Origin of the sequence: Barnesiella sp. An55 (assembly GCF_002161555.1) — a bacterium.
Classification (GTDB): domain Bacteria; phylum Bacteroidota; class Bacteroidia; order Bacteroidales; family Barnesiellaceae; genus Barnesiella; species Barnesiella merdipullorum.
The window spans coordinates 199,430-213,336 of the sequence record NZ_NFHZ01000004.1; the positions used below are offsets into that span (position 1 = coordinate 199,430).

Here is a 13,907-nt window from a genome sequence, read left to right on the forward strand (position 1 = left end):
ATAAAATTTAGAATTATGGCATATATAGATTGCGTGGTGGATACCCACCCGATGGCAAAAGAGATGCAATCGGTATCCACCCATATAAAGGGGACGACAGCTGCCGTAGTAGGTATGCGGGCAGCTGTGATTCAAGCCGAAGAGGAGGCTGCCGATCACGTGTGTGACAATGTGAACCGCGGTTTCTATACATTGATACATTCGCAGATATCGCAAAAGATAGCCAAGTTGCAAAGCGAGGTCGATTCGCACCTGATGAAGTTGAACCAGCTGCGCAAGCAACTGTTGTCGATCAAAGGCCGCATGGAACGCGACTACGGTATGATTTCGCAACGGTATATCAAGCTCTTCAACGGGTTGAACAAATCGTTGCAGCAGCGGGTCTATGAACTGGACAAACCCACCATCGAGTTCTCGGTCAAGGAGGTAAACACCTGCTTCAACCGCACGAAACTGTTGACGGCCACAGTGCCGGTTTCGCAGTGCGAGTCGTTGAGCATAAGCCAGAAGATATTGGCTTCGAACATGAAATATCGGGGCTTGCGAGTTATCGACTCGATGACGAAGTTCCTGGCTGACATGAATACCCAGAAGCAACTCACCGACCAGATTCTGCTGCCCGAGCAGACCGACGTGCCCGAGCAGCACCTGGTGATACCCGTTCTCATCAGCGAGTCGAATCTCGACAAGTATGGCAACAAGCGGGTCGATATATTCATTACCCAGGCCGGGTTGTCGCCCAAGTCGCAAGAGCGCATCAAGAATGCGGTCAACGAGGCTGCTCTCTCCTTTGAGTGGAAAGAGGGTGCCATCAACGATGAGGTGAAGAACGAGTTCAGTAAAATCCTGTCGGCATCCACCTCTTCGCAACGGGTGAAAGATATGGCTCATAGCCTGTTCGTGTCCCACAGTTTCCAAACCATTAAAATGCAGTAATTATGAGTTACAGCCGAAGTTTTACCAAGCGGATAGCCGTCCACTATTCGGGGCGAGTCAGTTACCCGGCATCACAAAACGGCGGAACTGTCTCATATAGCGGTACCGAATATGAGGATGTAACCGTAAATATCAAGGTCGATACCGACGCTTTCGATTCGAGTGTGCAGAATTGCAACTCCTCGGTCAATGTGCTCACCGGGGCTGTGGTTGCCACCGAAGGGGCCCAGGTAGTCTCGATTAGAAACAATGCGTTGAGGGTGGGACAGACGATTATCGATGGCTTTTTCAAGACGGTGCGGTCCGAAATCAGCCAGCAAATCATGGAGCTCACCAACAAGATAAATGCCACGTTGTTGCAACTCAACGAGATGGTCAAGCGCTGCAACGACAAGCAGCACCAGATGGAGGTAGATTACAACCGCATTTCCAAACGCTATCTGAAGATATTCGACGATCTCAACAACGAGTTGGAAAACCGAGTTTACGAGTTGGACAAACCGGCATTCCTCTTCAGAGAGACCTGCGACGAGAGTTCATACAGGGCCATTGGCAGCGATCTGGTAGGTACGGTGGCTGTGGCCGGTTCGGAAAACAGCCAGCTCGAGGCGCGCATCAGTGCATCGATAGCCAAGAAGCGGGCACTGGATACCATCCGAAAAGCCCACACCTTCCTCGAGAAGCAGAAACAGACCGACCATATTCTGCACGACCACATCCTGCACGAGAACCAGGAGGCGGTCTATTACATGCCGGTGTGCTTTGTCGAGAAGAATGACAGCAGAAACCAGATAGACCGGGAGATATACCAGTCGAATGTCTTGGGCCGCGTGGACGATAACGAGCTGATCGACTCCTTCCGGGGCGAAACGTGGAGCTCCATGTCGCCTCAGGAAGCCCAGCAGATCAAACTCTATTTCAACAACGAGCTTAGTGCTCATTATACCGCCGCTTCAAACGAGCATGATGATCGGGTGAGAGCGTGCATCTCTCGATTGTTCAATATTAATACCATTCAAGTAGTTTAGTTATGAAAGAGCTTAAAGAAATCAGATTCAACGAAACCGATATACAATTGCAAGACAATCTGGTGAGGGGGTCTATCCTGCCCGAGAAGATTGCCGAATTGAACCGCAATATCATATTCAAAGGTAACAATGTGGTCGAGGGTCCCGTATATGCCCATCGGCTCGAAATCCAGCAGGGCGACCTTGAGATTCAAGGTGCCGTGTTCGCTCAGAACGAGCTGTATGTCAACTCCGAAGCCAAAGGCTCCATCTCGTTCAAGAAGAGTGTGGGCTGTGCCAGTTCGGTCGTGTCGCGAGCCTCGAATTGCAAACTTATCTTCTACTCCGACATCAATGCCAAGTCGGTCACTCTCTACAACGCCTTTGTGGCCGGTAGCATCTATGCCGATGAGGTGGTGCTGCAGAATTGTGTAGTGATAGGCGGCGTGTTTGCTACCCAGGAGATCGATATGACCGACTCGGTGGTGGGCACCTTCAACACCCCTTCGATACGGGTAGCCGGTATTATCCATCTGCTGTTGCCCAGTGCCTTCTCAATCGAGAAGATGATTGTCGCTGCCGGTACCAAGATGTACAACCTGAGCCTGGCCGATTTGGGTTCGCTCTACAAAGGGTTGCCTCAGTCCGAGAACTCGGGTAAAATCGAGATGGATATCGAAACCGATGAGGTGACGAGTAAACTGGTGGGCGACGACATGCAGAAAACGTTGCGCAGCTACACGGTTGTGGGTAAAGTTTTGGCTGCCGACCTGCTCGATACCGACAAGTTCCAGAATCATTTCTTGCTCACGGCTGCCAGCCTCGGCTCGCAGTTGTTGAAGACCTACGATCTGGGTGTCGATAAGGATGGAAAAACCGCTTCGCTCACGGTCGAGAATATTCGCAATTTCTTTTTCGATATTTTGGCCGGGAAGATCGAAATCCAGGAGATGGATGGAAAATTCGATCTCTCTCAAATTACCAGAGAGGGGTAGTCTCTGTATTCGTGTAGAGCAGCTGGTCATGGCTACTCTGTTAAGATAATAGGTGAAATAGGATGAGCCTGTCTGTTCGTGTGGAACGGGCAGGCTCCTTTTTGTTAGGAGCATAGGTCGGGTGTGAAAACTTCGTTTTTCCGTTTGTCTCTGCACTCACCTTTCGCTATCTTTTCAGAAGACAGGATACGGCTCGGCATAACCAAACTTGAAAACTATGTTTTCTGTTTGTCTCTGCACTCGCCTTTCGCTATCTTTGTACAGGAAAGGAGAGATTCGTTATGAAGGCTTATACTTATGTAGAGCATGGTAGATTTGAACTGCGTGAGAAGCCACGGCCTCAACTCATCGACCCGCGCGATGCCATCGTGCGGGTAACCCTTGGCAGCATCTGCACCAGCGACCTGCACATCAAGCATGGCAGTGTGCCGCGGGCCGTGCCGGGAATCACCGTTGGCCACGAGATGGTAGGTGTTGTCGAAGAGGTGGGCGAGGGGGTTACGACTGTTGCTCCCGGCGACCGCGTGGTTGTGAATGTAGAGACTTTCTGTGGCAAGTGTTTCTTTTGTCAACAGGGTTACGTGAATAATTGTACCGACCAGCAGGGTGGTTGGGCCTTGGGTTGTCGTATCGATGGCGGGCAGGCCGAGTATGTGCGGGTGCCTTATGCCGATTGCGGTCTTACTCCTATCCCTACCGGGGTGAGCGACGAGCAGGCTCTCTTTGTAGGCGATATTCTGGCTACCGGTTTCTGGGCTACACGCATCTCCGAAGTATCGGCCGACGATACGGTGCTCATCATCGGGGCCGGGCCTACGGGTATCTGTACCTTGTTATGTGTGCTGTTGAAGCATCCCCGCCGGGTAATCGTGTGTGAAAAGTCGCCCGAGCGGCAGCGCTTCGTGCGCGAGCATTACCCGCAGGTGCTGGTGACTGGGCCCAACGAGTGTGCTCCTTTTGTGCAGGCACACAGCGACCATGGAGGCGCCGATGTGGTAGTCGAGGTCGCCGGTGGCGACGATACCTTCCGTTTGGCCTGGGAGTGCGCGCGACCCAACGCAATCGTCACCGTGGTGGCACTCTACGACAAACCTCAGGTGCTCCCGTTACCCGACATGTATGGCAAGAACCTCACCTTCAAGACCGGCGGAGTTGATGGCTGTGACTGTGCCGAGATATTGCTCCTTATTGCCGACGGGAAAATAGATACCACCCCACTCATTACTCACCGCTTTGCCTTGAGCGATATCGATGAGGCCTATCGTCTGTTCGAAAGTCGTCGCGATGGCGTTATCAAAGTAGCTATCGAGAATAGATAGTGATAGTCTGGAGAATATATCGATAGATGTCCCAGCCCTATTCCCTGTTTGGGGGGGCGACGGGTGTCAAATGCGACATATATAATAATGTGTAGCTCGGGATATCCTGGAGGCTGTTCGTCATTATGAACCCGGGAAGAGCAGGAGGGGGCGAAGTGTTATTTTTGTATGAGGCTTGATCGTTGAAGCATATTCTGTCATACCATTTTATTGTAAAGTTTTTTATTGAAAAATGAGACTGTGAGTCAAATGAAGAAGCAGAATAATATCTTTTTTTAGATTCTGTTGCAAAATTAGTAGCCGAAATAGCTTATTATTGTAATAATGTTATATCTTTGCATGGATTTCTAAAAAAATGGTGACAAGATGCAGTGGTTAAAAAAAGTCATCGATACTATACGAAATATAGGGGGGAGTGTATTACACATTGCCTCATGTGATGGTTGGTGCCGTAATCTGCAGCAGGCAGGATATGGTGCGAGCTTTGTTGTATATTGGTCGGTGGTTTCTATGCTTGTTGTTACCTGTTGAGAGTCGGTTGTTTTTCAAGATATTCTTGAACTTCACCGTAGATTCTCTTCGATGTGAAACATGCAAATTTGATGAATATAAACATTTTTGAAATTGGAAAATTTCGGGCGATTGTGTGTAAGGAGGCAAATCATGCCCCTATAATAAAAAAGGAAAGAGAAAGTAAATTAATTATACATTATTTTGCATATAAATGCAATATACATGAAAGTAGAGCGCTTTTATGAATATTTCGATATGCACTATTTTAAATTTTTATAACTTGCGAATATAATATAACTTAATAACAGTTGATATGAGAAAACTAATACTTGTAGTGTTTACATTTATTCTCCTTGCGGGGGTAAATGTCGGTAAAGCGCAGACCGCGTTGCCGTATTCGATTAATTTTGGCAATAGCCAGGAAGGCTGGACGGCGGTCGATAACAGTACCACGCCGGGTACCACCTGGGGATATAATGCCCGATGGGCCTATATTGGAGGTACCTATTATGGCAGTGTCATGATGATGATGGATTATGCGTCGGAGTGTAACGACTATTATGTGTCGCCCGGGTTTACGCTCGAAGCTGGTAAGGTATACACGATTGAGAGCAATGCCTGTATGGAATTTAACGGGAACGGCAGCAACCTTTCTATCGGTTATGCGAGCTCGGCCAGCGATATGAGCACGTTCGTAAAATTGAGCGATATTACCCTCGATGGTACTTCGCAGTATCCCGCAGCCCAAAAAACTCCGTTCGAGGCACCTTCGAGCGGAACTTTCTATTTTGCATTTCACAACACGAGCCCGCGGTACAACAGCTCATGTTTCCTTTTTGAGTTCAAATTGTATGAGGGCGATGACTCGGGCGAGACTCCCGAAGAGGTTGTCGTAGAAGTGCCTTACAGCATCGACTTTACAAATAATTCTGAAAATTGGACATCGGCCGACAACAACGATGACGGCCAGACTTGGACTCCATCGAGCGGCTTCGGCGTTATGCTCGGTATGGGATCGCACGATGACGATTTTTTCTCGCCGCAGGTAACTCTCGAGGGTGGTGTAGCTTATAAGATTACAACCAATATTGCGATAGACAATGCTCCCAAGGATTACGATGTCGTTACCCTTACTCAAGGTACCGATAAGGCTCAAATGCAGCCCATCAAACAGCTTGACTTTGACGTGAAAGGAGAAAACATAGAGGAAATTATCTTTACCCCGACATCGAGTGGCAACTACTATTTCTCGTTCCATAACACATCGACTACGGGTGGAAATACTCTGATGATACAATCGTTTGCCATAGATAAATATGTAGAGGTGATGCCCGAGGAGAACGAAATTTATTCGACCCGGTTTGACGAGAGCGAGCCTCTTAATGGCTGGACTGTCATCGATAGCAACACCGATGGTGTGAAATGGGCCATGGAAGAAGGTTATGCCGGTCCTGCATATAATGGCAACATGGCCATAGGCGAAGCCAACGACTGGCTCATCACGCCGGCCTTGAATATAGTTGCCGGCAACGACTACGTGATTCGTTACACCCTCTCGCAAGCCGGTGCATTCGATGCCGACGAGGTTGTTATCAAATGGGGTACTACTCCTACGGCCGCAGGCATGACCAACAGTCTTACGACCGAAAGCATCAATTTGGGCAGCGGGTCGGTAGACAAAGTGATTCGTTTGACTTGCAGCCAGTCGGGCAATGTGTATATAGGTTTCAACCTGACAACGGCCAATCCCAACGGCATCATTTCGTTGGATAAGATTTCGGTATCGCAAACCTCGAAAGCCAAGCCCCAACCGGTAGACGGTTTGAGAGTTTCTTCCAATCATAAAGAGCAAACGGTAACCTTGAACTGGACCAACCCCGCGTTCGATGTCACCGAAGCTCCTATTATCGAAACTCTCGACATCACGATTTATGAAAACGGTGTTAAGGTGGCTACCTTGGAAGACCGCGCTGTCGGTGAAAAAGATACCTACACCTATTCTCCTGCCAAATTTGGCGGTATGGCTCTGTATCGTGTCGTAGCTTCGATTAACGACATAGAATCGTTGCCTGTCGAAGCAAGCATCAACCTCGACGATATCAATGGCGAGGCAATTCTGTTGCAGGATATACCTTTGGATACGGCCGACGATTTTGCAAAATGGGTTATCGAAAATAAGGACGGCGGTGGCACGTGGAACTATTCGGCCTCGGCTATCACCATTCCTACGACCAGCTCGGGCGACCACAACGACTGGGCCATTACTCCGGGTGTACAACTCGAGCCGGGCAAGCGTTATGTCGTTAAATTCGATGTAGCTACAAGTGAAGCGTTTGCAGGCAACCTCCAAGTATGGTTGGGCGATGCTCAAACCGCTGATAACATGGATACCGAGCTTCTGTCGCTCAACAACATTTACTACAACGGGTTCGTAAGCACGAGCACGCCGCAGTTCAGTGTAGAGACCGCCGGTACCTATTATATAGGTTTCCAAGCCGGTAATATAGAAAACGGTATGCGTGTGAGAAATGTAAACGTATGCTACATTCAAGAGTATCAAGAGGCACCGGTGATGGAGCTTCCCTATTTCGAGAATTTCGACAAAAATACCGAAATACCCACCGGTTGGAGAATGGAACGCAGCAGCGATGAGCTTGGTTTCTATGTGCGCAATGTCTCTCAAGCTGCTACGATTTATATGAACGCCTATTCGCGGCCCAATGCCTTGATGGTTAAGGGCAATGCTCCCGAGGCACGGGAAGAGGTGGCCTATACGCCCAAGTTCTCGTTCGAACCGGGTAATGTCTACACGGTTAGCTTCCAGTTCAATATGTTCCAGTTGAGCGGGAAAGCCAATAATTCTATTGCCATTTACAAAGCTACGGATCAAAATCAAGAGAGCATCGTGGGCGAGCCCGTCCTCGAGGTGAATAGTCAGACCGGCATGACCAGTTGGGAAGAAAAGAGCTTCGACCTTACCGTCGATGAGGCTGCCGAGTATTGCTTCGTAATCAAAGTCACGAGCGATGGTGCCAGCAATGTCGATATTAAGATTGACGATTTTGCCGTAGACCAAATCGTTGAGATTGAACCTGTGAAGCCGGCAGCTGTCATGAATGCAAGGGCTATGGTTATCAGCTCCAATCAAAGCATAATCTTCAGCTGGAATCACCCCCTTGTCGATGTCGACGGCGAAACGATACAAAAGGGTTCTGTCATAAAGACTCAAATTTATGACGGCACCGAACTCATTGCCGAGCCTACGGTGGTCATGCCCGACGCAAGTACGGTCGATTCCGAAACGGGTATCCCCATGTCGTTTACCTATACTTATGCCGACATTGATAAATTCACAGGCCAAAAGATTTATAAATTTGTGCCTTGCATCGATACCGAGGCCGGCCCTGCCACGACTGCCGTGGTTTCGCTCAGCAGCTTCACCTTCGGCTACCTGAAAGAACAAATCCAAATCTTCGACTTTGCCGAGGGCGATAACGGCTGGACCGCTGTCGACAATGACAACGACAGCAAGACTTGGGCTGCCGAGGGTGGCCAGATGGTAACCACCGGCAAAGACGAGTGGCTCATCTCGCCCGAACTTACTTTGAAGCCGGGCAAATCGTACTATGTATTGTGCGAGTTTATGACCGATGTCGACCAATATGCCGATGTTACTTTCACCCGCGGTAACGGTTCGAGTGTGAAAGATCAGACCGAGGTAATTTACAGCTTCGACAATGTCATATTGAGCAACTATGCCTTGATGGAAGTCGGTGGTACTTTCCTCCCCGAGGACGAAAGCAACTATTTCGGTATCCATGTCGAGAGCGAAAACGGTTCGAAGGTTCAGGTGAAGAGCTTCAAGGTATACCGCCTGATGACCAAGGACGAGCCGGTAGAACTCCCCTATGAAGAGGATTTCGAAAACCGCACGGATGTCGACGATACGAATTTCACCAACAAGTGGGGTTGCCGCACCTCGAGCTCTGCTCTCTTCCGGGTAACTACCATGCCCGAAAATACCGTGGCTGCTCACTCGGGCGAATATGCTGTTGTCGCCAACGAGTACACTTTGGGTGCAAGAGACGAGCTTCTGTATACGCCTTATTTCTCGCTCGAAGCGGGTAAGACCTACGAAATCTCCTACTACTTGTATATGCCCGGCAATGGCGAGAACATCACCGGCGCCCAAGTAGAGGTGGCCTATACGCAAGAAGATAGCGGTATCGAGCTGCCGGTAATCCAAACCATTCTCGAGCCGGTAACCGAGTGGACCAAGTTCTCGGTGAAATACATTCCGGATTACACCATGGAGTACTGCCTCTATTTCAGGTTTGCTGCTGTTACGGCAAATGCCGGTATCATTGCTATCGACGATTTCAAAATCGAAGAGGCAGATGGCATGGGTATCGACGAACTTGTTGAAAACAGCAACATGTACTATGCTCAATCGACTGCCATGCTGTATGTTCCCGAAAATGTAGAAAGTGTTTCGGTATTCAACATGCAAGGCCAGTTGGTAATGAATGCCGACAATGCCGACGGCATGATTGCCTTGAACGGTCTCAATCGCGGTGCCTATATCGTGAAAGCTGTAACCGGCGAAGGCAATACTCTCACGCTGAAAGTGATTAAGAAATAAAACCCATCAACAATGGCACTGCTCCTGTCAAGGGGCAGTGCCTTATTTACTAATATAACTATGAAGAAAAACTTATTTAAAGGTTTCCTGTGGTCGGCCGCATTGCTTTTGGGTGGTGTGAATATGGCCGTCGCTCAGGAGTATAATCAGCGAATCGCCATGGAGGGTGTCGAGATGTATGGTATAGTGACCTTCTCGGCAGTCAATCAAATCGACGAGATGACTCCGGGTATGTACAAGTTCGGGTATGACCAACAGTTCAAACCCGACGATAACGGAGTCTTGTTCAGTCGGTATATTGCAGGTGGCGGTGTATATCACGAAGGTAAAATCTATTGCAACGTATACAACGACGAGGCCAACCTGTCTACCCAAAAACCGGTGTGGACCATTCTCGATGCCGAAACCTATGAGGTGCTTTACGAGAAAGAGCTGCCCGATAATGGCGTATGTACCACCAAATCACTTGCCTATGACATCACCAACGACAAAATCTATGGTATTGTTGTCGATTTTACCGATTCTCATTTGGTCGAAATCGATCCCGCGACCGGCGATATGACCCGGGTAGGCGACAACTTTGATCGCAATCTGCGCTTTAAAACTCTGGTCTCGACAAACAACGGTATGCTTTACAGTATCGTAATCGATTCGGGCGTATCGAGCCTCTATAAAATCAGGAAGACCGATGGCCTGGCCGTGAAGGTAAGAGACATTACCGCCAAGAACCTGCTCGGCCCGGATGACTATCTGTTTAATAGCGGAACCGAACAGGCCATGTTCCTCAACCGCTCTACGGGCAAGGCCTATTGGATACTCGAAAGCAACAGCTACACGCTGGACAGCGAGTATTCGCCCATCTTCGAGGTGAACCTCACGAATGCCGAGGCTACCATGGTCTCTTATTTGAGTCGTTGCTATCAAGTGAGCGGCGCTTGGTTCAAAGAACCCAACAACGGAGCACCGGGCATTATCTCTGATTTTGAATATGTAACCCCCGAAGAGGGGTCGGCAAGCGGCTCTATTCAATTCCGGTTGCCCGAGAACGATTATAGAGGCAACCCCTTCACCGACTCCAACTTGAAGATAAAGGTTGTCGAGGGCGACAAGGTGCTTGTCGACGCTACGGCTCAAGCCGGCACATTATTCAAGAGCGAGGAGCTTGCCTTGCTGAACGACAATCACACCGTATCGATTACCTTGTCGAACGAAAAGGGATCAGGGCCTACTATTCAACGGACATTCTATGCCGGCTATGACCTGCCTGCTGCTCCTACCAACGTAAAACTCTCTTATGAGGGCCTCACGACCACGCTTACCTGGGAAGCTCCTACCACAGGCGTGAACGGTGCTATTATCGACAAAGACAACATTCGTTACAGAGTAATTAAACAAACCGGTTACTACCAGGGTACCAATAGCGTGGTAGCCGAGAATCTTAAAGAGTGCACCTTTACCGAGACGCACCCCGCCGACATGAATTATTACAGATATTTCGTAGTCTCGACCTATGAGGGCGAAGACGGTGGCTATTCATTCTCCGAAGATCTTGTGCTCGGCTTGCCTCTCAATCCTCCTTATGGCGGACTGTTCTCCGAACCGAACGATATGTTTAGCTACTATACGCTGATCGATTCGAACGGTGACGGCTACTGCTGGAATTTCGATAAGAGCATCGGCGCTGCCATGTATATCTATAACGAAACGCAGGCTGCCGATGACTGGCTGATTGCTCCTCCCATCAATTATAAGAAGGGAGTAAACTATACCTTGCTGTTCAAAGCCTATTCGTCGATGGCCGAATATCCCGAGTCGATGGAGATAACATTCGGCAAAGGCCGCACTCCCGAAGAGCAGACCAAGCAGCTGCTCGATATTCCCGAGGTACCCAGTGTCGGCGAAGATAATCCGGTAACCGAATATAAAATACCTATCACGGTCGACGAAGATGGCGTTTACTACTATGCGTTCCACGTGACCTCCGAGAAATTCCATGAGTACCTCCGCGTATTCGATATTCGTCTCGATGCACCGTCGGGTATCGAAACCGTGAAGGGCGAAGACAGCAAGCTCGTGATTACGACAGGAAAGAACAGCGTGAGAGTGGACAATCCCGATGGGCGGGCCGTTGCAATTTACAGCGCCGGCGGTATGCTTGTCGACTCGTTTACCGAGACGGTTTATGAGCGTTCGCTTTATCCCGGTATCTATATAGTCAAGAGCAATGACTCGGTTCAAAAGATTATTGTTCGGTAAGTCTTAATTGCAGATCAACATGAAGAAACTATTTATAGCGACGCTGCTCGCTATAATGTCACTGTCGGTATGGGGACAATCCAAATTGTCCCCATACACGCGACATTATGTCGAGCGTATCCAGAAGGAGAAATTGGCCGAGAGCCGGAAACAGGGCAATGCTCTGCTCCAGAAGAAAATCAACACGCGGGGCCAACTGGTCATCCCGGCCTTCATCTACCTGAACGAAGGGTATACCCCCGACATACTCACCCCCTGCGGGGTCGAGGTGCGCTCGGTCATCGGCCAGATACTCACGGCCGATATTCCCTTCGAGGCCCTGGACCAGGTAGCCGCTCTCGAGGGAGTGAAATATGTCGAGATGGGAACGCCCGTCAAGCCGAGACTCAACGAGGCCCGCAAGGATGCCCTCGTCGACGACGTACAAACCGGCGTATCGCTTCCCCAGGAATACCGGGGCAGTGGGGTAGTAGTGGGTGTTGTCGACAACGGCTTCGACTACACGCACCCCAACTTCTACTCCCGCGACAAGAGCGAGTTGCGCATCAAGCGGGTGTGGGATCAGAACGCCTCGGGCACGGCTCCCGAAGGGTTCGGCTATGGCTGTGAATATACCACTGCCGAAGACATTCTTGCCAAGGGCTGCGACATTACCGAGTCGACACATGGTACCCACGTGACAGGTATCGCTGCCGGAGCCGACAGTACCGACGGGAAGGGCCTCTATGGCGTCGCTCCCGATGCCGAGATTGTGTTGGTATCGCTTAATACGACCGAGTTGTACAACGGCGATAATACCTCTGTGCTCGATGGCGTAAAATATATTTTCGACTATGCCGAGTCGGAGGGCAAACCCTGTGTTGTCAATTTGAGCTTGGGCTCCTATTTGGGCCCGCGCGACGGTTCCTCCACTTTCGACCAGCTGGCCGACGAGCTGCAGGGCAGCGGCCGCCTGCTGGTAGGCTCGAGCGGCAATAGCGGCGGTTCGAAATACCACGCCAGCAAAACCTTCGAAGGAAACAAGGTCGACACGCTGGCCACCTTCTTCGACTTCAACTATACCTACGGACAGTATGGAACCGTCGAGGTCTGGTGCGATCCCGGCATGGAGGTGACCTTCGTGCCCATTACCTACGATCCCGCCGAAAACAAGGTGAAGAAGGCCTACGAACCGGCCCGGTTCAACGCTACCCAGTGCGAAAACAAAACGTACAATTTCGATACCAATGTCGACGGCGTGTGGGGTAGTCTGTCGGTCGAGGGCGAAATTAATCCCATCAACGGGAAAACCCACCTCGTTCTCAGCCCCGACTTCTATTCCATCTCCAACTACGACCGCGGATTCTACATCATCTCTTCGAACCCGGGAACGATAAACCTGTGGACCGATGAGTACACCACTTTGCTCAGCAGCTTCGACCGTCCCGGGTTTGTCGATGGCAACGACCAGTCGTCCATGGACGAGCTGGGAGGTACCGGCAAACGCATCATCTCGGTAGGGGCCTACGTCACCCGCGACCACAGCACGCAATACGGCATACCCTATAAGTCGGGCGAAACGCAGGACGCAATCGCTTCGTTTTCGAGCCAGGGGCCCACACCCGATGGTCGCATGAAACCCGAGATTACGGCTCCGGGCTCTTACATTATCTCCTCGTTGTCGAGCTACTACACGGGTAGCAAAATCAAGTACAGCAGCGTTACATGGAACGACAAGAAATATGAGTTCGGCTATATGCAGGGTACCTCGATGGCCTCGCCCTTTGTGACAGGTGTAATGGCTACCTGGTTGCAGGCCTTCCCCGAAATGACTCCCGAGATAGCCCGTGAGATTTTGCAGAAAACCTCCCGTCAGGACGATTTTACCGGCACAATCGATGGTGGGTCCAATCTTTGGGGCTATGGTAAAATCGATGCTTATGCAGGTATCAAAGAGTGTATCCGTTACGAAAGCGGCATTGAGCCGAGTCTGGCCGACAACCGCTCGCATCTGGTAGTCAACGATGGCAACTGTGTGCGGGTGCTCTTCGGTTATGACGACAGTCAGGTAGCCTTGCAACTGTATAACCTGCAAGGCGCCTGTGTCGCTACCCGTGCCATCGGCAAGGTTGCTGCCGGCGAAGAGCTTGCACTCCCCCTCGACCAGGCTGCTGCCGGGATATACCTGCTGCAACTCTCGGGCGACAACACCCCCTCAATAGTCAAAAAGATTATCGTTCAATAAATAAGAAAACAAACA

Annotated in this window: 7 protein-coding genes; all 7 read left to right on the forward strand. The window is 50.1% G+C overall.

The window, feature by feature from the left end; all coding sequences use genetic code 11:
- Positions 1–15: 15 nt before the first annotated feature.
- The 7 genes from B5G10_RS04095 (at position 16) to B5G10_RS04125 (ending at position 13,892) form a co-directional block, all read left to right on the forward strand.
- Positions 16–936: a hypothetical protein gene (locus tag B5G10_RS04095; protein ID WP_087423473.1), complete on the forward strand. Its 921-nt coding sequence runs from the start codon at positions 16–18 to the stop codon at positions 934–936.
- A gap of 2 nt (positions 937–938) precedes the next feature.
- Positions 939–1,964: a hypothetical protein gene (locus tag B5G10_RS04100; protein WP_087423474.1), complete on the forward strand. Its 1,026-nt coding sequence runs from the start codon at positions 939–941 to the stop codon at positions 1,962–1,964.
- 2 nt (positions 1,965–1,966) lie between these two features.
- Positions 1,967–2,938, forward strand: coding sequence for a hypothetical protein (locus B5G10_RS04105; protein ID WP_087423475.1), 972 nt, complete (start codon positions 1,967–1,969; stop codon positions 2,936–2,938).
- 224 nt (positions 2,939–3,162) lie between these two features.
- Entirely contained in the window at positions 3,163–4,257 is a 1,095-nt protein-coding gene (locus B5G10_RS04110; protein ID WP_343285884.1) for an alcohol dehydrogenase, read from the forward strand.
- A gap of 826 nt (positions 4,258–5,083) precedes the next feature.
- The gene (locus tag B5G10_RS04115) at positions 5,084–9,412 is read left to right on the forward strand and encodes a choice-of-anchor J domain-containing protein (protein WP_087423477.1); all 4,329 of its coding nucleotides are present in this window, start codon (positions 5,084–5,086) and stop codon (positions 9,410–9,412) included.
- 60 nt (positions 9,413–9,472) lie between these two features.
- A complete protein-coding gene (locus tag B5G10_RS04120) occupies positions 9,473–11,668 on the forward strand; it encodes a choice-of-anchor J domain-containing protein (protein WP_143241050.1) in 2,196 nt (731 codons plus the stop codon).
- A gap of 19 nt (positions 11,669–11,687) precedes the next feature.
- A complete protein-coding gene (locus tag B5G10_RS04125) occupies positions 11,688–13,892 on the forward strand; it encodes a S8 family peptidase (RefSeq protein ID WP_143241051.1) in 2,205 nt (734 codons plus the stop codon).
- Positions 13,893–13,907: the final 15 nt, after the last annotated feature.

Coding starts and splice junctions, on each gene's coding strand:
- B5G10_RS04095 (WP_087423473.1), top strand. CDS start 16: ATGGCATATATAGATTGCGTGGTGGATACCCACCCGATGGCAAAAGAG.
- B5G10_RS04100 (WP_087423474.1), top strand. CDS start 939: ATGAGTTACAGCCGAAGTTTTACCAAGCGGATAGCCGTCCACTATTCG.
- B5G10_RS04105 (WP_087423475.1), top strand. CDS start 1,967: ATGAAAGAGCTTAAAGAAATCAGATTCAACGAAACCGATATACAATTG.
- B5G10_RS04115 (WP_087423477.1), top strand. CDS start 5,084: ATGAGAAAACTAATACTTGTAGTGTTTACATTTATTCTCCTTGCGGGG.
- B5G10_RS04120 (WP_143241050.1), top strand. CDS start 9,473: ATGAAGAAAAACTTATTTAAAGGTTTCCTGTGGTCGGCCGCATTGCTT.
- B5G10_RS04125 (WP_143241051.1), top strand. CDS start 11,688: ATGAAGAAACTATTTATAGCGACGCTGCTCGCTATAATGTCACTGTCG.